Source organism: Sporosarcina sp. P26b, from assembly GCF_002743245.1.
Classification (GTDB): Bacteria; Bacillota; Bacilli; order Bacillales_A; family Planococcaceae; genus Sporosarcina; species Sporosarcina ureae_C.
Genome location: NZ_PDYW01000025.1, coordinates 1 through 22318 on the forward strand (window position 1 = coordinate 1; position 22318 = coordinate 22318).

The 22318-nt window shown below is 44.3% G+C and carries 17 protein-coding genes and 1 tRNA gene; 14 read left to right on the plus strand and 4 right to left on the minus strand.

Annotation, left to right across the window (positions count from 1 at the left end; translation table 11 throughout):
- The first annotated feature begins 458 nt into the window (after positions 1–458).
- From CSV69_RS14290 to CSV69_RS14305, 4 genes are all read left to right on the plus strand, one after another.
- The gene (locus CSV69_RS14290; RefSeq protein ID WP_099693753.1) at positions 459–1934 is read left to right on the plus strand and encodes an aldehyde dehydrogenase family protein; all 1476 of its coding nucleotides are present in this window, start codon (positions 459–461) and stop codon (positions 1932–1934) included.
- A gap of 25 nt (positions 1935–1959) precedes the next feature.
- Complete coding sequence (locus tag CSV69_RS14295) at positions 1960–3108, plus strand: saccharopine dehydrogenase family protein (RefSeq protein ID WP_099693754.1); 1149 nt, start codon at positions 1960–1962, stop codon at positions 3106–3108.
- 79 nt (positions 3109–3187) lie between these two features.
- Complete coding sequence (locus tag CSV69_RS14300; RefSeq protein WP_085428061.1) at positions 3188–3796, plus strand: GNAT family N-acetyltransferase; 609 nt, start codon at positions 3188–3190, stop codon at positions 3794–3796.
- Between the two features lie 25 nt (positions 3797–3821).
- Positions 3822–5015, plus strand: coding sequence for an acyl-CoA dehydrogenase family protein (locus CSV69_RS14305; protein ID WP_099693755.1), 1194 nt, complete (start codon positions 3822–3824; stop codon positions 5013–5015).
- Between the two features lie 306 nt (positions 5016–5321).
- Here CSV69_RS14305 and CSV69_RS14310 read toward each other — a convergent pair whose 3' ends face one another.
- A complete protein-coding gene (locus CSV69_RS14310; protein ID WP_099693756.1) occupies positions 5322–6203 on the minus strand; it encodes an SDR family oxidoreductase in 882 nt (293 codons plus the stop codon).
- A 154-nt stretch (positions 6204–6357) separates the two neighbouring features.
- On the opposite strand from CSV69_RS14310, the gene CSV69_RS14315 reads away from it, so the two are divergent.
- The 4 genes from CSV69_RS14315 (at position 6358) to CSV69_RS14330 (ending at position 11927) form a co-directional block, all read left to right on the plus strand.
- On the plus strand, positions 6358–7530 hold the full coding sequence (locus CSV69_RS14315) for an aminotransferase class I/II-fold pyridoxal phosphate-dependent enzyme (protein WP_099693757.1): 1173 nt from the start codon (positions 6358–6360) through the stop codon (positions 7528–7530).
- Between the two features lie 205 nt (positions 7531–7735).
- On the plus strand, positions 7736–9829 hold the full coding sequence (locus CSV69_RS14320) for a beta-propeller domain-containing protein (RefSeq protein WP_158232687.1): 2094 nt from the start codon (positions 7736–7738) through the stop codon (positions 9827–9829).
- A 267-nt stretch (positions 9830–10096) separates the two neighbouring features.
- Complete coding sequence (locus CSV69_RS14325; RefSeq protein WP_085428066.1) at positions 10097–11488, plus strand: L-cystine transporter; 1392 nt, start codon at positions 10097–10099, stop codon at positions 11486–11488.
- Positions 11489–11696: 208 nt separating this feature from the next.
- Entirely contained in the window at positions 11697–11927 is a 231-nt protein-coding gene (locus CSV69_RS14330) for a hypothetical protein (protein ID WP_099625006.1), read from the plus strand.
- A gap of 396 nt (positions 11928–12323) precedes the next feature.
- Here CSV69_RS14330 and CSV69_RS14335 read toward each other — a convergent pair whose 3' ends face one another.
- A complete protein-coding gene (locus tag CSV69_RS14335; RefSeq protein WP_085428070.1) occupies positions 12324–13976 on the minus strand; it encodes a putative bifunctional diguanylate cyclase/phosphodiesterase in 1653 nt (550 codons plus the stop codon).
- 126 nt (positions 13977–14102) lie between these two features.
- On the opposite strand from CSV69_RS14335, the gene CSV69_RS14340 reads away from it, so the two are divergent.
- The 3 genes from CSV69_RS14340 to CSV69_RS14350 all read left to right on the plus strand — a co-directional run bounded on the left by CSV69_RS14340 (position 14103) and on the right by CSV69_RS14350 (position 18640).
- Entirely contained in the window at positions 14103–15050 is a 948-nt protein-coding gene (locus tag CSV69_RS14340; protein WP_099625007.1) for a DMT family transporter, read from the plus strand.
- A 72-nt stretch (positions 15051–15122) separates the two neighbouring features.
- Complete coding sequence (locus CSV69_RS14345) at positions 15123–16841, plus strand: ABC transporter ATP-binding protein (RefSeq protein ID WP_099693759.1); 1719 nt, start codon at positions 15123–15125, stop codon at positions 16839–16841.
- Positions 16838–18640 carry an ABC transporter ATP-binding protein gene (locus CSV69_RS14350; RefSeq protein WP_369823962.1) on the plus strand — a complete coding sequence of 601 codons (1803 nt, stop codon included), beginning with the start codon at positions 16838–16840 and terminating at the stop codon, positions 18638–18640. Before CSV69_RS14345 ends, CSV69_RS14350 begins: the two co-directional genes overlap by 4 nt.
- A gap of 159 nt (positions 18641–18799) precedes the next feature.
- Here CSV69_RS14350 and CSV69_RS14355 read toward each other — a convergent pair whose 3' ends face one another.
- Positions 18800–19255, minus strand: a complete 456-nt coding sequence (locus CSV69_RS14355) for a YusW family protein (protein ID WP_085428074.1) — start codon at positions 19253–19255, stop codon at positions 18800–18802.
- A 109-nt stretch (positions 19256–19364) separates the two neighbouring features.
- Complete coding sequence (locus CSV69_RS14360; protein ID WP_099693760.1) at positions 19365–20381, minus strand: DUF2804 domain-containing protein; 1017 nt, start codon at positions 20379–20381, stop codon at positions 19365–19367.
- Between the two features lie 73 nt (positions 20382–20454).
- Here CSV69_RS14360 and CSV69_RS14365 point away from each other — a divergent pair.
- The 3 genes from CSV69_RS14365 to CSV69_RS14375 all read left to right on the plus strand — a co-directional run bounded on the left by CSV69_RS14365 (position 20455) and on the right by CSV69_RS14375 (position 22314).
- A tRNA-Ala gene (locus CSV69_RS14365) sits at positions 20455–20527 on the plus strand.
- A gap of 292 nt (positions 20528–20819) precedes the next feature.
- A complete protein-coding gene (locus tag CSV69_RS14370) occupies positions 20820–21644 on the plus strand; it encodes a transporter substrate-binding domain-containing protein (protein WP_085428076.1) in 825 nt (274 codons plus the stop codon).
- A 1-nt stretch (position 21645) separates the two neighbouring features.
- On the plus strand, positions 21646–22314 hold the full coding sequence (locus CSV69_RS14375) for an amino acid ABC transporter permease (protein ID WP_085428077.1): 669 nt from the start codon (positions 21646–21648) through the stop codon (positions 22312–22314).
- Positions 22315–22318 lie beyond the last annotated feature (4 nt).

Sequence of the window (22318 nt, forward strand, 5' to 3'; positions counted from 1 at the left end):
GCATGTCAAAATGATGGTTGATAGACATAAAAAGAACTCCTTTCAAAAAAGATGGTATGTATCTTTACCATCTTTTTAAGAAAAGTACACCTATTTCTTAAGTTGACAGCTATGATGGCTTGAGCCTCCTCGTCACTTCGTTCCTGTGGGGTCTCAAGGCTCATGCTTTTCCCGCGGGAGTCGCCGCCTAAAACGCAGATCAACTAGTTTGCCCTTCTATTTTAGTGATATGTAAAGATCTCCAGCTACATATAAAACGGAGGCGTCTCTAATCAGTAGGCTTATTGCGAGAGCCATCTGCAAGCGCCGAAGTGGGGTTAGTACCGTTTCTTACTTTGATTAAACCGTTTAAATCTTGGGAATATACCTTGTATTAGAGGAATAGGATGATATATTGTCGAACAATTCTAATAGGGACAACTTACGAAAACTATACGGAGTAGAGAGGAGTAGTTTTGATGAAGCTGACTAATTATATTGATGGTGTTTGGCAAGGGGAGGCGGCTCGTTATACGGCTGTGCTTAATCCGGCGAATGGGGAAGAGTTGGCGCAGGTGCCTTTGTCTTCGGAGGAAGAGGTAGATCAGGCGGTTGTGGCAGCGAAGAAGGCGCAGAAGAAGTGGGCTTTGGTGCCGGCGCCGAAGCGTGCGGATTATCTCTATGAAATCGGCCGTATGATGAAAGATAAAAAAGAACATCTTGCACGCGTGCTGACGAAGGAAATGGGTAAAGTAATAGAAGAGGCGCGCGGTGAAGTGCAAGAGGGAATCGATATGGCGTTTTACATGGCAGGAGAAGGGCGTCGTTTGTTTGGTGAAACGGTGCCGTCCGAGCTGCAGGATAAGTTCGCGATGAGTGTTCGTGCACCGATTGGCGTGGTGGGTCTGATTACACCGTGGAATTTCCCGATTGCGATTGCGACGTGGAAGTCGTTCCCGGCAATTGTGGCGGGCAATACATTCATCTGGAAACCGGCGACGGAAACTCCACTCATGGCGTATGAAATGGCGTTGATTTTCGAAGAAGCTGGCTTGCCGCATGGCGTGGCGAATATCGTCTTTGGTTCAGGCTCAGATGTTGGTACAGCGCTGATCGAACATCCCGACGTTCGCGTAATTTCGTTTACTGGCTCGACGGAAACAGGTCGACATGTCGCGGAGTTGGGCGGTCGTCACTTGAAGAAAGTATCGCTTGAAATGGGTGGCAAAAACGCGGTCGTCGTATTGGAAGACGCAGATATTGAACTCGCGGTCGAAGGGATTTTATGGAGCGCATTTGGAACGGCGGGGCAGCGTTGCACAGCTTGCAGTCGCGTGATTGTTCATCAAGATGTCAAAGAAGAGTTGCAGAAACGTCTGATCGAAAGTATGAAAGATCTGACGATGGGTGATGGACTGGATGAAACGGTAAAAGTGGGTCCTGTCATCAATGAAAAGGCACTCGAGAAAATTCAAAGTTATATTGAAATTGGCAAAGAGGAAGGTGCAAATCTCGTAGCTGGCGGAAATGTGCTGAATGAAGGTAAATTCGCTAGCGGACAGTATTTCGAACCAACGTTATTTGTAGATGTGGCATGGGACAGCCGACTAGCGCAGGAAGAAATTTTCGGTCCTGTTGTTTCATTGATTACGGTCAGCAGTCTGGATGAAGCGATCGAAGTAAATAACAGCGTAGCTTACGGCTTATCCAGTTCCATTTTCTCGCAAGACGTCAATAAAGTATTCCGTGCACAACGCGACCTAGACACCGGCATTGTCTATATTAACGCAGGCACGACAGGCGCAGAAATTCATCTACCGTTTGGCGGAACGAAAGGTACGGGGAACGGTCATCGAGACTCTGGTGTGGCGGCATTGGACGTCTTTACGGAATGGAAGAGCATTTATATCGATTACAGCGGCAAGTTGCAGCGCGCGCAAATCGATACGGAATGAACTCACAGGAAGAAGGGATGAGCAAATGAAAGTTGTTGTATTAGGTGCAGGATTAATGGGAAAAGAAGTAGTTCGTGATTTAGTTAAGCAAGATGAAGTGAAGAAAGTGTATCTTGCAGATCGTGCCATTCGACAAGCGGAAGATTTTGCAGAAGAACTAATGAATGAAAAGCTCGATATTTTATTGCTCGACGCGACCAATGAAGAGCAACTCAGTGATGTCATCGGGCTTGGAGATATTGTCGTCAACGCACTGTTTTATACATTCAATGAATCGGTTGCCCGCTGCGCTGTAGAACGAGGCGTACATGTTGTGGACTTAGGTGGACATATCGGTGGAGCAACGGAGAAAGTTCTCGCGCTAAGCGAACAGGCTGCTGCGAAAGGCGTGACGCTCATTCCGGATCTAGGTGTAGCGCCCGGTATGATTAATATTCTCGCAGGTTACGGCGCGTCTTTACTGGATGAAACGCAATCGATCAAACTTTATGTAGGCGGTGTTCCGGTCAAGCCTGAACCACCCTTAAATTATAATGTCGTCTTTTCATTGGAAGGATTATTCGATCATTACACGGATACGTCCCGCGTTATGCGAAATGGTGAAGTGAAGGAACTGCCTTCATTATCGGAAATCGAAACGCTGGAATTCGATCGCTATGGTGAAATGGAAGCCTTCCATACATCAGGTGGTACGTCGACCATGCTCGAGTCGTTTCCTACTATCGAAACACTAGAGTACAAGACGATCCGCTACCCAGGTCATGCCGACAAGGTTCAAGTATTAGTCGATCTTGGCTTACTATCTAGAGAATCCTCGATCCGTGTAGATGGTAGACCGCTACGTGTGCGCGACGTCATGCTCGCTCATTTGACGCCACAATTACGTCTTGGGGAAAAATCGGACGCTGTATTGCTGCGGGTTATAGTAAGCGGAATAAAAGATCAACAACCGCATACAGTAACGTTCAATATGATTACCGAAAAAGATCAGAATACCAATGAAACTGCCATGGCGCTAGCTACAGCCAACACGATCTCTGTCGTCGCGCAAATGATTGGCAATGGAGTGATTACGCAAAGAGGCGCTTATCCACCGGAAAAAATTGTACCTGGCAAACTGTATATCGAAGAAATGAAGAAACGCGGAGTTGTCATCGACGTACAACGGGCCTAATACAGTATATACTGGTAGTAAAGCGTGGATTTAGATCTCAACAGACCATCTCCTCGTATTACTAAGGAGTGAAGTGAAAATGCATGAACAAACATTAAACACCTCTCAGATGGGGCTACAGCACTTGGCAACGAATCGTCGGACGTTGAATAGACTATTCAAATTCGTACTGGTGGATTTCGGCTTTCTCGACCATATCCCATTTCCGATTATGCGTAAGGCGTTAAAGAAGAAGATTCTACATGCAGTCTATTTGACAGATGGCATCAACGTGTACGGCTATGCAATCTATCAAAAAATTCCGAAGTACGGAGGGATACACGTGTTGTACTTAGCAATTGCGCCCGAATTCCGTTCATACGGGTTAGGCAGCGTGATGCTTCGCCGTTTGGATGCGTTATCACCGGAAGGGATTTTACTCGAAGTAGAAGATCCGGACTTGTCCCAAAATGAAGAACAATTATCTATTCGCACTCGCCGTATCGCGTTTTACGAACGCAATGGATTAACGCTCGACCAAACGATCAAATTGACGAATTTCAAGCATCCATTATTATTGATGACTAGTATCAAGTTACCGGAGCTTAATGAGCGCAAGTTCCGGAAGTTTTATCGACAGTTGTACAACCGAGTATACCGTGTGCCTGTCGGACAAATTGCGGTAAACGCTTGGTTTGAAAAAGCATAGTTTCATTGTAAAGGAGGACACGAAGATGGACTTTACATTTACAGATGAACAGAAAATGTTGCGACAAACGGCAAGACAGTTCGTGGACGCGGAAATCATGCCGCATATTGCAAAATGGGATGCACAAGGAAGCTTTGACGAAGCGATTTGGAAACGACTCGCAGATCTAGGATTCATGGGCGTCTGTGTGCCGGAAAAGTACGGTGGCAGCGGCATGGATTATAATGCTTTGGCGATACTATGTGAAGAACTCGAACGTGGAGACACGGCTTTTCGAACGGCGGTTTCCGTGCATATTGGCTTGAATTGTATGACACTGATGCAATGGGGGACGGAAGAGCAGAAGCAGCGGTATCTGGTGCCGCAAGCGAAAGGCGAGAAAATTGGCGCATTCGGATTAACGGAACCAGGCGCTGGCTCTGATGTTTCCGCCATTCAATCGACAGCGGTTCGTGATGGGGATGATTATATATTGAACGGCCAGAAAACGTGGATTTCACTTTGTGATTCTGCAGACAACTTCCTCGTTTTCGCTTATACGAATAAATCGAAGAAGCACCACGGCATTAGCGCGTTTATTGTAGAGCGTACACTGCCTGGATTTTCATCGAAAGCGATCAAAGGAAAATACGGTATTCGTGCAGGCAACACCGGCGAGTTGTTCTTTGAAGACGTTCGTGTACCCGCTACGAATTTGCTTGGCGAAGAAGGCGAAGGGTTCAAGATTGCTATGGCGGCGCTTGATAACGGTCGCTTTACCGTTGCGGCTGGTGCTGTCGGATTATTGTATGCCTGTCTCGAATCCAGTGTAGAGTACGCAACGACGCGTGAGACATTCGGCAAGAAGATAGGGGAGCATCAGCTTGTGCAACAGATGCTTGCGAAGATGGAAGCGGGTTATCAGATGAGCCGTCTTCTTGTATATCGTGCAGGTGAGCTGAAGAATCAAGGAGTTCGTAATACACGCGAAACGTCGCTTGCAAAGTGGCAAGCTTGTGATTTTGCCAATCAGGCGGCGGACGATGCGGTGCAGATTCATGGGGCGTATGGGTATTCGGATGAGTATCCGGTAGCGCGTTATTTGCGTAATTCAAAGGCGCCTGTTATTTATGAGGGGACGCGGGAGATTCATACGTTGATGCAGGCGGGATATGTGCTTGGGGAGCGTAGTGATAAGAAGTTGAATCGCATGTTGCCGAAGTGGCCGTTTGAGGAATGAATGCATAGCAAAAAAGACGATCTCATATAGGGATCGTCTTTTTTGCTGTGTTAGGGGGAGAAGGGGGAAAGGCCGTTGATCTTCGTTCCAGGCGGACGCTTTCCCATGGGCGTGGCTTGTGCCTCCTCGTACGCTGCGCTCCCTGCGGGGTCTCAAGGCGCACGCTGATAAATCGGGGAGTCGCCGCCTGAAACTAAGATCAACTGGTGTCTTTTTCTGAAGTTATATAAGCTTGAAAAGTACTGCAAACGAACTTCTCTGATTAGAAAAACGAATCCACTACTAACATCTTTTCAGCTTATCAAATTAAGAACCGACAAAATCTCCACCATCGACGTGTATCGTTTGTCCAGTCATGTAGCTAGAGTCCTGTGAGGCTAGGAACACGTAGGCGGGTGCGTTTTCGGCTGGTTGGCCGCGGCGTTGCATGGGGGTGTCTGATCCTTGGTTTTCTACTTTTTGTGCATCGAATGTTGATGGGATCAATGGTGTCCAAATGGGTCCGGGTGCTACCGCGTTGACGCGGATGCCTTGGTCTGAAAGGTTTAGTGCAAGAGAACGTGTGAAGCTTGTGATGGCGCCTTTTGTGGCGGAATAATCAAGCAGCCCGGGTGATCCGTTGTAGGCTGTTACAGATGATGTATTGACGATGCAATCGCCTTTTTCCATATGCTTCACTGCCGCCTTGGACATGAAAAATAAGCCGAAGAAGTTGGTTTCGAATGTCTCTTTTAATTGTTCTTCGGTAATATCTTCGATCGATTCTTGAGGGAATTGTTTTCCCGCGTTGTTGACGAGTATATTTAACTTACCAAAGTCCTTGACTACTTGTTGAATTAATTGTTTACAGTTTTCTTCTTTGCTGATGTCCGTTTGATATTTCTTTGCTTTGCCACCGTACTTCTCAATGAGTTTTATCGTTTGATCCGCATCTTCATCTTCTTGGTCGGCAAGATAGGCGATGGCGACATTCGCTCCTTCTTTTGCGTAAGCGACAGCGACAGCGCGTCCGATCCCGCTGTCTCCGCCTGTGATGAGCGCGGTTTTCCCTTTTAGTTTATCTGCTCCTGTAAAATTAGGATCGTCGTAGATTGGCGCGGGGTGCATGTCCTCCTCGACACCAGGTTGGGTAGATTGTGTTTGCCCTTGTACTTGCTCGTCGATTTTCTCGTATTGATCTTTACTCACGTAAGACCCTCCTTTAGTTATCATTATCGAAAGTATTCCCCTATTGTTACCCTGCAAACCTGTGATATTCATCGGGAAAACGATTCCGGATGAACTTTTTGCGTGTTATAATGAAGTCATTAACTAACCTATAACAGCCAAGGAGCGTGTCTTCATGAATTTTCAACCTTCCAAAAAAATGTCCATTTTCTCACCAGCTATTTTTGGTGATCTGAAAGCAGCCGCTGAAGAGAAGAAAGCAACAGGTGCACAAGTCGTCGATCTAAGTCTTGGGAGTCCAGATCTTCCACCTGACGAACGTGTACGTAATGCGTTGTCCGAACAAAGCGCGTTAGCCTCTTCTTACGGTTATACACTCGGAGGGACGAAGCGATTCCATGAAGCGGTCGCGAATTATTATAAAAGACGCACGGGTGTCATCATTAATCCCGAAACGGAAGTTCTTCAGACGATGGGTTCTCAAGAAGGTCTTGTCCACTTGCCGTTCGCATTTTGCGATGAAGGAGATTACGTTCTGACAACTAACCCAGCCTACGTCGCGTATGACGCAGGAATTAAATTAGCAGGTGCAGTGCCGTATTACATGCCATTACTTGCAGAAAATGGCTTCTTACCAGATTTGAATGAAGTCCCAGAAGACGTGCTGAAAAAGACGAAACTTCTCATCTTGAACTTGCCAGGAAATCCAGTACCCGCTATGCCAAGTGAAGCCTTTTTCGAAGAAGTCGTAGCGTTCGCAAAGAAATATGGAATCATTGTACTACATGACGCAGCCTACTCGGAGTACTATTTCACGGGCGACCGTCCCGCAAGTTTCCTCACCACACCAGGCGCAATGGAGGTCGGCATGGAAATCAACTCATTGTCGAAAAGCTTCAGCTTGGCTGGCGCACGGATCGCTTACTTCGTCGGAAATGCAGAAATGATCAAAGTACTACGCGAACTGAAATCAAACCTCGACTATGGAACGTTCGGACCGATTCAAGAAGCTGCTATTGTTGCGCTTGATAACGGGGAAGAAATCACAGATCGCCTACGCGCCGAGTTCTCGAAACGCCACCACGCCTTAATGGACGGACTCGCATCTCTAGGCTGGGAAACGACACCGTCTGAAGGAGGAATGTTCGTCTGGGCGAAGTATCCATACGACATGGCCGACAAAGAATTCGTCTTCGAGGTCATTAAACAAGCAGGCGTCGTCATGGTACCCGGCAGCATTTTCGGCACAGCAGGACATGGCTTTGTCCGACTCGCTCTCGTGCAGAAAGTCGAATTGATCGAGCAGGCGATTGAACAGCTTAGGGGATTATCGATTGTTAGTAACTAAACAAAAACTAGGGAGAGTGGATTTCTACTCTCTCTTTTTTATTGAAAAATAAATGGGTCACTATTCATTTCACAATCCGTCAGCAACGAAAAAGATGAAGGCGACAGACAATGGAAGAAGTTGTAGAATTTAAAAATAAAGTGTAACGAAATCAAAAGTTTTCAGTCTACTTTAGTACACATCAAAACTAAAGGAGATGAAAACTATGAATACAGGCAGATGGCTTGTTGTACTTGGTGCAGCGGGAACGATCGGAATCTTAGTGCTGATCAGTTTCCTATTCTGGCCGAAAGTCGGAATTACATCCACAAAGTCTGTGCTTGCGGGCCAGTCGCTGAATATCTATTTTACTGCCCCCGTGAAAAAGAGCATGGATGCTTCGCAGTTTCACGTGACGAAAAGCAATAAGAAAACCCAAGCCGAGCTTTCGTACGGAAATGGCAATACCTCATTACAAATAGGTGAGCTACAACCAGGAAACTATACATTGCATATTCCATCGAATAGTTTTGGCATATGGAAGCGAGCAGAGGATAAGGCGCTTTCATTCACCGTTCTAGAATCGGTGCAACCTGTAAACTCTATTAAAGAAATCGAAAACTTCTTCGAGCGGATAGAGCCGCAAGGAAGGAGTGAAATCATGATGGAATCTTCCACGGAAGATAAAGCTTCTTCAGCATCTGGTGGCGGTCCCGATTATTCACAGACCAATCAACAAGTAGCAGGGGTAGATGAGGCGGACCAAGTCAAAACAGATGGTGACTACCTTTACGAAGTCTTAAACGGAGATGGGTTGATCATCACAGATATCCGCAATCCAAAAGACATGGTTCACGCTAGCAAGGTAGATTTCACGGATGGATTCTATGCAAACGAACTGTACGTTGATCAAGACAAAGTCGTACTAATCGGTGGTCAAAATCTAAATGCCCCGACATCCAATACGGATTCAAAAATGATGGAAGATCGTATGATGTCGATGCAACAACTATCCGTCATTCGTGTGTACGATGTCACGGACCGCACAAATCCGAAACTTATTCGTGAAACAGGTGCAGAAGGTTACGTAATCGGTACGCGTAAAATTGGTCCATACGTTTACATGATCACGAATAACCAACCATTCCTTTGGTACGATCATCCAGTACCGGCAGAAGATCAGTTATTGCCGAAAGTCTATGATTCATCAGTCGAACAAAAAGTACAATCGCTAGCACTCGATAAAATCTCTATTTTGCCAGGCGCGATGGAACCCTCTTACTCGATCATCACGACACTTGATATAGAATCGGGGGAAAAGGGTGGAGTGAATACGAAAGCGTATCTTGGAAGTGGCGAACAACTTTACATGTCAGCAGATCACCTTTATCTGACGTCTACAAACTACCAAGACCAACATCAAAATACTAGCGAAGTATACAAATTCGCTCTAGATAAAACGCAAGTGAATTTCCTGCAAACCGCTCAATTAAAAGGGACCATCTTAAATCAATTTTCGATGGATGAGCACAACGGCTATTTTCGAACCGTCACAACAGAAGGTAATCTATGGGATGAACGTAATAAAGCAAAAAACCATTTGTTCATTCTCGACGAAAATATGAAGCAAGTCGGATCAGTCGAAAATCTGGCGGTCAATGAACGCATCTATTCCGCACGGTTCCTTGGTGATAAGGCGTATATGGTCACATTCCGTGAAACCGATCCGCTATTTGTCATGGATGTAGCAGATCCGAATAATCCCAAAGTGCTCGGCGAATTAAAAATTCCAGGATTCAGTAATTATTTACACCCGCTTGACGAAGGACATTTGATTGGCTTCGGCTATGAAACAATCGCAAAGAAAAATCCACAAGGTGGCGAGCCGATCATCCAAACGGGTGGTATGAAAATTTCTTTGTTTGACGTAACCGATTTCGCGAAACCGAAAGAAACTGATACTGAAATCATCGGTGGGCAGGGAACTTACTCATCGGTACAAGACGACCATCATGCATTGTTCATTCATCCGTCTCGCAACTTGTATGGTTTCCCCGTCAGCATTTATCAACAATCTGAACGTGAGGGAGGCGTCGTAGACTTGCAAAGGTCAGGCGCAATGATTTACGAAATCACAGTAGAAAAAGGCATCGTCCAAGCGGCTGATTTGACGCAGCGCATGACAAATGACTATATGGACTGGGAAAAAGAAATCCGCCGCTTGTTATATAGTGGAGACACTGTTTACACGATTTCTCCAAATGAAGTCAGAAGCTACGCGTTGAATGGATTTGCACCGCTGGACACACTAGCGAAGTAAAAGTAAACGCTACTTGATCCTTAACTCATTCATGGGAATACCGACTCTATGCAGCTTAGTCGGTATTCCTTTTTTTTATTGGAGTCTTCGATACATAACGTTAATTGCTATAACTGTTGTGAGAAGAGATGTTAGTTCAAGTGAGTAGCGTGATAGATTGTCTACTATAATTAATCTTTAAATCTTACTTGACGAATAGGGATTGGAGGGATAGAGTATAGTTTGTATGAAATACTACAATAATATATAAATAGAGGGGATAGAATGATGAATACTTTTTTACTTATTGTGAACATTGCGGGTCTATTGTTGCTCGTCGGCCTATTATATAGAATGAATCGCAAAAAGGTCTCATTTTCAAAACGCGTTTTTACGGGACTTGGGCTCGGGATTGGATACGGACTTATTTTACATTTTGCATACGGGACAGAGTCAGAAATCCTCAAGCAGTCGATGCCGTGGTTTAACTTAATCGGAACCGGCTATGTTAAATTACTGCAAATGATTGTTATGCCACTAGTTTTTATTTCCATCTTAGCGGCCTTTACGAAAGTAACTATCGGGAAAAACTTTGGGAAAATGGCAGGTACGATTTTAGGTATGCTCGTCGGGACTACCGCGATTGCTGCGATTGTAGGGATTTCAGTTACGCTTCTATTTGGACTGGACGCTTCTGAAATTGTGTCAGGAGAAGCAGAAGCGGCACGTGGGCTTTCTATGGAAGAAAACCTCGAAACGGTAGCCGATCTTTCGTTACCTGAGAAGCTCATTGATTTATTACCTGCTAATCCTTTCTTAGATTTCACAGGGGCACGTCCAACTTCAACTATTGGGGTCGTTATTTTTGCAGCATTCCTTGGGTTTGCTTACTTAGCGATTACAAGAAGAGATGAAGAAAATGCGGTCACGGTGAAAAAGGGAATTGACGCAATTTACGCATTGATCATGGGTGTTGTACGAATCGTTCTACGTTTGACGCCATATGGTATTTTGGCGATTATCGCGCGAACTGTCGCGACGTCTGACTTTATGGCAATCTACAGTCTCGGGAAGTTTGTCCTTGCTTCTTATGTCGCCTTAATCGTGATGTTCGGCATTCACTTGCTCATTATTACATTATCGGGATTAAATCCAGTGACATATGTGAAAAAAGCAGGTGAAGCATTAATATTTGCCTTCACATCACGCTCAAGTGCGGGTACATTACCGTTAACGATTCATGCACAAACAAACCGTTTAGGTGTACCTGAAGGGATCGCAAACTTTTCTGGTTCGTTTGGTTTATCCATCGGGCAAAATGGCTGTGCAGGAATTTACCCAGCGATGCTCGCTGTCATGATTGCTCCATCAGTAGGTCAAAACCCACTTGAACCAATGTTCTTATTGACATTGATTGCTGTTGTTGCGATTAGCTCATTTGGTGTAGCTGGCGTTGGGGGAGGCGCGACATTTGCTGCAATTCTCGTCTTGTCGGCACTAAATCTTCCCGTCGCACTCGCGGGGTTATTGATTTCGGTTGAACCATTAATCGACATGGGCCGAACTGCTGTAAACGTCAGTGGTTCAATGACAGCCGGTGTCACTACAGCCCGCGTGACTGGTGAACTCGATAAAGATATGTATAATGAATCACTTGAAAAACAAACAGTAGAAGCATAATTTTTAAGAAATCCCGTAGAAGACAGCTTTGTCTTCTACGGGATTTTTTTATGCGAACGAACATCCCATTAAAGCATCAAGTGGCACTAGATAGGACGTTAGTAAATCTATTTAAGTAATTTGGATATCTCTGCTATAGTAATAGGAAAGTAAGATAGGCTTATAATTCTGTAATAGGGCCATTTTGAGGAATGAAAGAGGTGTAGTAATGAAAAACTTTATTGAGTTTTTAGAAAAACTAGAACGTAATAAAATTTATTATACTTTAGACAAAACTAGAGACGAATATGTAAGGGTTGATATTTCAGTTCCTGGTGAAAGATGGGAAGTTGAGTTTGCTGCTGAAGATAGTGATATTGTTGTTGAGCGATTTAAGAGTGTAGGAGACGTAGAAGGAGAAGAAGCTATAAAATATTTGTTTGATAACTTCTCGGATTAAACAATCGGGTCGTTTGTGAAATATATTTGTTGTAGTCACTTATTTGATCGGAGTGAAGAGGTGTGGTTTACCGCCCACCCTCCAGAAATTCCTGCCTTGATTTCTGCAAAAAGGCGCAGAAATACGGCAAAGCGAACCCTTCGCTGTTCGCTTGGCTGTAACGCAGATCAACGGGGTCCAACCACTATCCCCTCTTTCAAAAACGCCACAAATGACCACTGAGAGCCTACAGTTAACACATGACCTCCTCTACGCAATCGAAAAAGGTTGTCTTTTCAGCCCTTGTACAGTAAGCTGTAATCAAACGCACTAGTAACGACCACAATTAAACAAGTTAGACAAAAATGGAGCCCTTTCTATACGAAAGGAGCTCCATCTGATTTGTATAAAGATAATTTATTGAATTTCGATCTGCTCAGCAGGCAACGGCATGCCGATGAAGTGACCTTGCATAGCATCAATGCCCATCTCTTTCAGCAATTCAAATTGCTGTTCATTGGCGACACCTTCTGCAATTGTATATAAGTTTAATTTCTTGGTAAGAAGAATCAATCCTTCAATCAACTTTTGTGTCTTGGGATTGCTAAGCAACGCATCAATAAAGACGCGATCAATCTTCACACTAGAAATTGGTAAATGTTGCAAGTAGCGTAATGATGCATATCCCGAACCAAAATCGTCAAGCGTAAACTGCAAACCGAGTTTTTGCAGTTCTGACATTTGCCCCAGTACGGATTGCTCTTCTTCCGCTTTAAGTGCAAATTTCTCTGTGAATTCAAGATGTACTTTATGCGCAGGGCAACCGGTCTCATTTAAAATAGAAATCAAGCGATCTTTCCATTGCGGATTCAGTGATTCGCGAATGGACGAGTTAATAGAAATACTCATATCATTACCAATGCGATGCCATTTCGTCACGAACGTCATGGCTTCTTCTGCAACATAGGCGCCGATTTCTTCAATCAAGCCATTTTCTTCTGCAATGGGAATCAATTCGTCAGGACTGATGACACCTAAATCTTCATCTTCCCAGCGCACGAGTGCTTCGTAGCAAGTGATTTTATCGCTAGCCACATCGAGTTGAGGCTGATAAGCTACGTGTAATGAATTGCGATCGAGTGCGGTTAGCATCTTGCGGTCAATTTCCAATCGTCGGTTCAGAATTTTATGGGACTGAGCAGAAAGGGATGCTATCCGCCCGCCACCTTGACTGATCACGTCATCCGCAGCTGTCATTGCCACTTTATAGAGTTGCATATATGTTTGTTGATCTTCTGGGAAACGTACGATCCCGCCACTGATCGATAGGGTCTGTGCGTTTTGGCTGAGGTAGACGGGCTGCTGCTTCAAGAAATCATAAAAACCTTGAATATACCAATCTCCGAAAGCTGTCAACACAACAAAGCTATTCGTATCGATACGCGCAATGGGGCTATCTTGGAAGTAGCGCTTTAGTCGGTTGGTAAATTCTTGGATCAGCTGTGTCTCAGATTCCTGGGATTGCAGCTCTTTCATAGTGAAATAATGATCAATTGTCAAATAGACGAATGAAAAATGCGTGCCAGTTGTGATGGATTCATTGACTACTTGTTCCAACTTATGTCGGCTCATGAGTCCAGTTTCCACATCAATGAATGCAATTTCTCCTAAACGTTCCTGCAAGCGGATATCTTCTGTGATATCAAGCTCTAGGAAAAACACGGATTGCAGTTCGCCAAAATCAGAGAGGGTAGGAACAGCCAGTGTATTGACAAAGAACGGTTCGCCTACGCGAGTCATTTTTTCTACCTTGCCCACCCATGTTTTGCCGGACAATAAACGGTCCCAAATGGCATTCGCTATTTCCTGACTTTCAGCTCGGTCGGAGAACATTTGCCAGAAGGATTTACCTATAATACGCTTAGGAGTCCAACCACTGACAGTTAGGTAATTTTGATTGGCATAGGTGATTAGACCTTCGCCGTCTGTATGTGTAACTAATTGGTATCTATTAAGACTATCGACTAGTGCATGATGTTCGCTAGTCTCTGGTAAGCTAATTGTATGCATAGAGATACTCCTTTCCAATCTACTATATAACTATTATAAAGCAAAACACCGTTGTGTCTATATCTTATATGTGAATTTTATACTATATAGTTTAAAAAATAAGGAATTAGTTAGGGGTGACGGATAATGTTGCGATTAAAAGGAATTATGATGATCGTTATAGGATCCATGTTGTGGGGAGCCACGGGACCCATGATGGAGTGGATTTTGAACCATAGTGAGATGTCTGTTTCTATGATGTTAATCCTACGTTTGACGATCGCAGGGGCTGTAGTTTTATTATTATTGAAAGCAAAAGGCATACAAATTGGTCGCCCTATGAGGCAGAAGTTGTGGTTGCGTAAAATGGTGATGTTCGGTGTCATCGGGATGCTCGGTGTACAATACGGATTCGTCCAGACGATTGCACACAGTGACGCAGTAGTGGCCACGTTATTCCAGTTCGTTGCACCCGTCTACATCATCATCTTATTGTCTATTCTTCAAAAGTCATTCCCGCCAGGCGGTCAAGTGATCGGAATGATCGTCGCGTTATTCGGTTTGATCCTACTATTAACAAATGGCTCGTTCTCAAGTATTTCATTGGATACTACCGCAATTGTATGGGGCGTCATTGTAGGGTTTGCATTCACATTCTATACATTATATCCTGTCGTACTTATGGCAGAGTGGGGTGTATTACTTGTCGTCGGCTGGGGTATGTTCATTGGAGGAGTCACTTTATTCATCATCAATTTACCGATGTTCTTCATGAACCTAGGTGTTCTGCTTAACGGCCCAGCGATGGGGATGTTGTTACTTGTGATCATTATGGGAACGCTAGCATTTATTATGTTCCTGCATAGTATGACGTTCATTTCTCCTGTTGAAACAAGCGTGCTTTCCTGCTTCGAGCCACTGACAGCAGCTATCGTCTCCGTACTATGGCTTGGCCAAACGATGGGTGTCTGGCAAATTAGTGGCGCAGCGGTCATGCTCGTCGGAGTCGTCTGGCTATCAGTCGGTGGTAATCGCAAGAAGAAAACCGCTCCACCGCCTGAAGCCTATCAGGAGTATGACCATAGCGAAGTGTAGGTCTTCGTCTGTACACGTAGTCATTTCATATGACATAATGAATGGAATGACAGCGAGTAAGAGGTGACCTATATGAAGACAGTTTTCCGTTACGCACTTCCTTATAAATGGCCGATGTTCATTGCTATTGTACTAATGTTACTCGAACTATCGGTCGAATTAATTCAGCCATTGCTAATTGGTCGAATTATAGATGATGGAATTATGAAAGAAGACTTGAACACTGTTCTAGTGTGGGGAAGTGTCATGATGGCTTTAGCTTTCTTGGCGCTTATTACAGGTGTTGTCAATTCTTATTTCGCAGCGCATGCGGCACAAAGCTTTGGTTATGATCTAAGACAGGCTTTGTTTCAGCGTGTTCAAACGTTTTCGTTGGCAGCATTTTTGCGCTTTCCGACGTCAAGTCTTATTACACGTCTGACAAGTGACGTGACGCTTGCACAAAACGCACTCTTTATGGGATTGCGTATTATGGCCCGCGCGCCGTTGATGGTAATCGGAAGCTTAATTATGGCATTCGTTGTCAGTCCTAGGCTCGCGATATTTCTACTGATTGGTGCGCCATTCTTAGCTGTGTTTCTTATTATCATGGCACGAAAAGGCGTCCGTTTATTCGGCTTGGTGCAGCGTCGTTTAGATGGAGTAAATCAACTCGTGCAAGAAAATCTACAAGCGGTTCGTCTCATTAAAGCCTATTTGCGAGGTGTTTTTGAAACGAACCGTTTTTCAAAAGCAGCCGGCGCACTGAAGAAAGATAGTGTCCGCGCCATGCGATTGATGGAACTGATTTTGCCTGTCTTGTTGTTTATCATGAACGTTAGCTTTATGGCAGTACTTTGGTTCGGTGCAGATGAAGTTCGTAATTCAGGAATGCCTGTCGGAGACGTCGTAGCGGTCGTTAACTACACGATGCGTATGACCAGTGCATTTTCGATGTTTTCCTTTTTAATTGTAATCTTCTCCCGTGCAAAAGCATCTTCCGAACGAATGGAAGAATTGCTAGTGGCTGACGATGAACTTGAACAGCTTGAGATTGGCGAAAATCGTCCACGAGGTGCAGCGTCTGTCCGTTTTGAACATGTATCCTTCCGCTATCCAGGAACTACGGAAGACGTGCTGAAAGACGTATCGTTTGAAGTTCCAGCGGGCGGAAAGCTTGTCATCATGGGCGCTACTGGATCAGGTAAATCTACGATGCTTCAATTATTACCGCGTATGTTCACAGTTACTGAAGGTGCTGTGTGGATTGACGGCAAGTACATAGAAGAATGGCCGCTTGACACGTTGCGTAATTTGATCGGCTATGTGCCCCAGCAATCGATGCTGTTTACTGGCTCCATAGCAGAAAATTTATCATGGGGTAAACCGGATGCCACAGCGAATGAAATTGAAGAGGCTGCTAAAAAGGCACAAATTCATTCATCGATCATGCACTTTTCAGAAGGGTATGAAACACGTGTTGGACAACGTGGAGTCAATTTATCAGGCGGTCAGAAGCAGCGCCTATCCATTGCACGCGCATTGATCCGTAAGCCATCCTTATTGATTTTAGATGACAGCACAAGTGCACTCGACGTTAAAACAGAGTCGGCACTGTGGGAAGCCTTACGTGAAGAAGATACGACGATGTTTATCGTCACACAAAAGATTCAAACTGCTCAAATAGCTGATGCGATTTTATTATTGTCAGATGGCAAAATAGTTGGCTATGGCACACATGAAGAACTATTAGAGACTTCCTCGTTCTACCGAGAAATTGCAGAATCGCAACAGAATGGGGGAGTGGCATGATGCGAAAACCATTTGGCTATGGACCTATTATTCAAAAAAACGATTTATCAAAAGTACAGCGTAAAAAAGTTCAGAAGGCGGGTAATTGGAAATCCGTTCTCACGCGTATTTGGCAGTTGATTGACCAACAACGTAGTTTACTCCTCACTGTACTGGCACTCGTTTTTGTTAGTTCCGGACTTGCGCTACTTGGTCCGTTGATGATCGGAAATATTATCGACCATTTCATCATTCCGAAAGAAGTGGACGGACTAAGCCTACAGATTGGTTTATTGTTACTTGTCTATGCGGGCTTCTCTTTGTCTACGTATTTTCAAAACTACTGGATGGTCGGCATCGCGCAGCAAACGGTGTATCGTATGCGCACGCAATTATTTGGTCATCTACAGAAGTTGCCCATCCGTTTCTTTGATAAACGACAACACGGTGAACTAATGAGTCGCGTGACGAACGACATTGAGAACGTTAGCCAAACATTGAATTCTTCATTGATCCAAGTATTTTCCAGTATACTGACACTAGTGGGTACAGTATCGATTATGCTCTATCTCAGTCCTTTATTAACGTTACTGACGATGATTATTGTTCCGTTAATGTTTTTTGCGATGCGATGGATCACTCGGCGGACAAGCATTCTATTTAAAGAACAGCAACGCGCAATCGGTGAATTAAACGGCATGATTGAAGAAACTGTCTCGGGCCAACGAGTCGTCAAGGCGTTTTCGCAGGAACAGAATGTCATGGAAGAGTTCGCACAAAAAAGCGAGCATCTTCGAACGGCAGGCTTCTGGGCTCAGACGTATTCAGGTTTCATTCCGAAAGTCATGAACACGCTCAATAATATGTCATTTGCAATAGTCGCAGGAGTCGGGGGACTGCTAGCGGTGACAGGATCTGGTGGTGTAACGGTCGGGACGATTGTTATATTCAGTGAGTATGCAAGACAATTTACGCGACCTCTGAACGATCTTGCCAATCAATTTAACACGGTACTCTCCGCTATCGCGGGAGCAGAGCGAGTGTTTGCGATCATGGATGAACCGGTCGAAAAAGATGAAGCAACTCAACAGACCGAAACATTACACGGTGATGTCGAATTTCGTAATGTGACATTCGGTTACGAAGAGGAAGCGATCATCAAAAACCTTAGTTTCCACGTTCAATCAGGTGAAACAGCAGCCTTCGTTGGAGCGACAGGAGCAGGCAAGACCACTATTATGCAACTGCTATCCCGTTTTTATGAAGCGGATAGTGGGCAAATCTTACTCGACGGCATCCCGATCAACGAACTACCGCGCCAAACTGTGCGTAGTCAAATGGCTTTCGTCCTGCAAGATCCGTTTTTATTTGAAGCGACCGTGCGCGAAAATATTCGTTATGGCCGACTTGACGCAACGGATGAAGAGGTGGAAGAGGCCGCTAGAAAAGCCAATGCCCATAGCTTCATCAACAAGTTATCGATGGGCTATGATACGGTGCTGACAGCGGGTGGCGAAGAGATTTCACAAGGTCAAAAGCAGCTGCTATCCATCGCCCGCGCATTAGTGGCGGATCCGACGTTGCTGTTGCTGGACGAGGCAACAAGTAGTATCGATACCGTGACGGAGCTAGCAATTCAAGAAGCGCTCGAGCGCCTGATGGAAGGAAGGACCAGTTTCGTCATCGCCCATCGTCTGAATACGATCAAGCAAGCAGACAAAATCTTTTTACTCGCAGATGGTGAGCTACTTGAGTCGGGCAGTCACGAAGAACTATTGGAACGTAGAGGCGTGTTTTATGGGATGTTGAATCATGATTGATGAGTGAAATGAAGTGAGGGAAGCGGCTCAAGCCGAGCCCATGGGAAAGCGTCCGCCTGGAACGCAGATCAACGTTGCTTTCACCCTCACCCAACTGTCTAATTCCAAACAAAAACAAGCCATCTATCCAATGCCGGATAAATGGCTTGTTCCATGTTATTACTTCTTATCATCAATATTTAGGGACTTGTCGTCTGTAAAGTCTACATCCAACTTAAACTCATCATAATCATCAAGACCATACCACTGCAGAATGCGATCAATCGCTTCTTCTTTTGTAGTGCCACTATCAATCAAAATCTCCATAAACATCTTATGCATATCGTCAATTGCTTCATTACCTTCGAGATCAACTTCTTGGAATTCGTTGACATACTCTGCATCGCCAGGCTTTACATCCTCATAATCGGTTTCGATTTTCTTATCATCTTTCTTGATCGTCAAATCGAAATCTGTGAAGCCGTATCCGTCGCCTGTATTCATCGTACTGCCTTCACTTTCACCTTCAATACTTACCGCATCATCGTTGTTCGGTGCTTCGTCTTTTGACGCGCAACCGCCTAGAAGTAAAATAGATGAAACCCCTGCAATGGATAACATTCGCATTAATGACATAAGCGCCACACTTTCTAAAGTGTATACTACTTATATTATCACCTAAAAAGAGGGATCTTAAACCCGAACTGCTTTATTTAGGGGCTGTGAAAGCAGAGTAAAGATACAATTAGTGATATTTGCGCTCTGAAATCGAACCAAGCATCTGTCGAATCGGTAAAACTTGTCCGCTTGGTAGTCGAACTTTCCCGTGGTAATAACCGACATATTGATTGATCGACATCTTCCGTACGAGATAATGATCAAGTGTGGAGCTGTGGAAAAATGGTTTGAATGTCAATTGAATGTCATCTGAAAACTTTGTTTGGATCTTCCAAGTACTTTTCGGATTTTCTTTATCGCTCTCAAATAATACATCCTCGTGAATCTTATGCATTGTGCCTTCCACGAAGACAGCGTTTTCTGTTAATCCGGTACCATCTGTCCAACTACCACCAAAATTTAATCCAACACGTTTGCCGCTTGTACGCTGCGAGGCCATTGCCCACTCCCAATTCGTTCGGGTATTCCACACACCACGACCATAATCATAAACGGCGAAACTGTAATACGGATTGAAGTCATAGCGACGATCGCCAATGCGTACATATCCACCGGTCGGCATAATTGAATGTTTAGAAGTGAAATGGAACGAGTCACGGTTTTTCGGAATCACTACATTCAATGACTCGTCCTTCTCCGGATGAATAATATGCAAATCCGCGTGTAATACTTCATTGTCGAAATCAGGGATAAGGACAGATAAATGTGTTTCACCTTGCATGTGAACAAGTTGAACCGTAATATCGTCATGTACAAACTTGATGCTTTCAAGTGCCTCTTCTGGCATTTTTACACGTCTCGCAAAAGGCAGGGTTACGTGCTTTTCATAGAAACGCTGTGTTTCATAATTCAGTATGTAAATGAGGCAAATTGCTTTATGATCCAGGTGTACAATCGAGGCAGACAATAAGAGATCTTCCCCGTAGACGCACCAATGATTCCAGCGCTTCTTTTTCATGAACTGACCTTTTAAGTTGCTTCTCACTAAAGGGCTGCGTGCGTATCCTATTGATTCAGGATTCAGAAGTCCCTTGGAGTTGCACAGAGGTACAGTTTCATTCAACTCTTTCTCTTCATGCTGCATCATATTAACCACCTTTCTTGCCTATTGTTTTTTAAACGAACAGTTGATATACTCTATATTGTATCAGATACGAGGGGCATTAGCTCAGCTGGGAGAGCGTCGCGCTGGCAGTGCGAAGGTCAGGGGTTCGAGCCCCCTATGCTCCATTAAAGTAGTAGCGGCAGTTCTTGAGAGAAATCTCAACGAACTGTCGTTTTTTTATGTTGCTATCCCTTATAGATACCCCTAAATAGTATAGAATAAAACTTTTTTTGTTGTATATTTATTCATTATAACGTATATTGAGTACTAGAGTAAATAACTATTATAAGAGCTTGGCTACTGTATGAAGTATGCAAGTAACCGTATACATATACTTGTAGACAGATACTATTCATTATCTTATAATTATATTAATTTAGAATATTTATACCAAACGAGAGAAAGCAGGGGAAATGTATGAAGAAGATGTTTACAGCACTAGTACTAATTTTGGTATTGGTTGTAGCAGGTTGTAGCAGTAATGACGGCGGAGGGGCAAGTTCATCCGAGAAGTCTACATTAAAAAATATTAAAGACAACAAAAAACTGGTGATTGGAATTGCACCCGGTTATTTCCCTTTTGAAATGAAAAGTACAGAAGGCGGCTTTGTTGGGTATGATATCGATCTAGCAAATGCGGTAGGGGAAGCGCTGAAAACGGAAGTAGAGTTCAAGCAATTTGTATTTGATGGCTTAGTGCCAGCTTTGCAAACAGGCGAAGTGGACATGGTTATCGCAGGCATGACGATTCGTGGAGACCGTGCATTATCAGTCAGTATGTCGAATCCATATTACAAGACAGGTCAGGCCATCATGGTACCTGCAGCGAACAAAGGCATTAAATCATGGGAAGAGCTCGATGTAAAAGGTAAGAAGATTGCTGTAGGGATCGGAACTACAGGTGCTTTGCTTGCGAAATCTCAGTTTAAAAATGCGGAAGTAGTAGATTTTGAAGACTTCCCGTTAGCTGCTACGACGATGGGTTCAGGACAAGCGGATGCTGTCGTCTATGACGAACCTGCAGTTGCAGTATGGCGCTTGGAGAACGAAGGGAAAGTTCATCAGATGGAAGGTTTATTATCTGCTGAGAACTTAGGGATAGCTGTAAAGAAAAATGATTTTGAAACAGTTCAATGGCTTAATTCATTCTTATTCAGCTATATCGACAGTCCAGAAGAGTTGGAATCAAGAAATCGTTGGTTCGAGGAAAGCGACTGGCTAGATAAGGTTTCAGGAGAATAATATGGGCGGCTATGAATATGACTTCAGTGTAATATCACAAAATATGGATATCTTTATTGCAGGTGCGCTAAAGACACTTGAAATTTCAGCGATTGCATTATTGTTGGCTATTCCGCTTGGGGTTATTATCGGAATGGGCAGAATTTCCCGCAATAGATTTATCCGTATTCTTTCCTCAGCCTATGTGGAAGTCATGCGCGGCGTGCCGTTGCTAGTATTATTGATTTGGATTTTCTTTGTACTGGGACAGTTTTTAAAACTTGGTTCCTACTGGGGATCAATTATCGGTTTGGCAGTCTTTACGGCTGCGTTTATTGCGGAAATTGTTCGCTCAGGAATACAAGGCGTGCCAAGAGGTCAGATGGAAGCAGCCCGTTCGTCGGGTATGACCTACTGGCAAGCCATGCGCTTGATTGTTTTGCCACAAGCATTCCGACGCGTTCTACCACCACTTGCTTCACAATTCATCATGCTAATTAAAGATTCATCGTTGATCTCGGTAATCGGTGCAACGGAACTGACATTGAATGCGAAGAATCTAGTGTCGACAACGTTCCGCTCCATTGAAGTGTGGACGTTCGTCGGTCTAGTGTACTTTGCCATGACGTTCACGTTGTCCATGATCATCCGTGCGATCGAACAGAAGCTATTAGCGAGAGAAAATTCATGAAGTT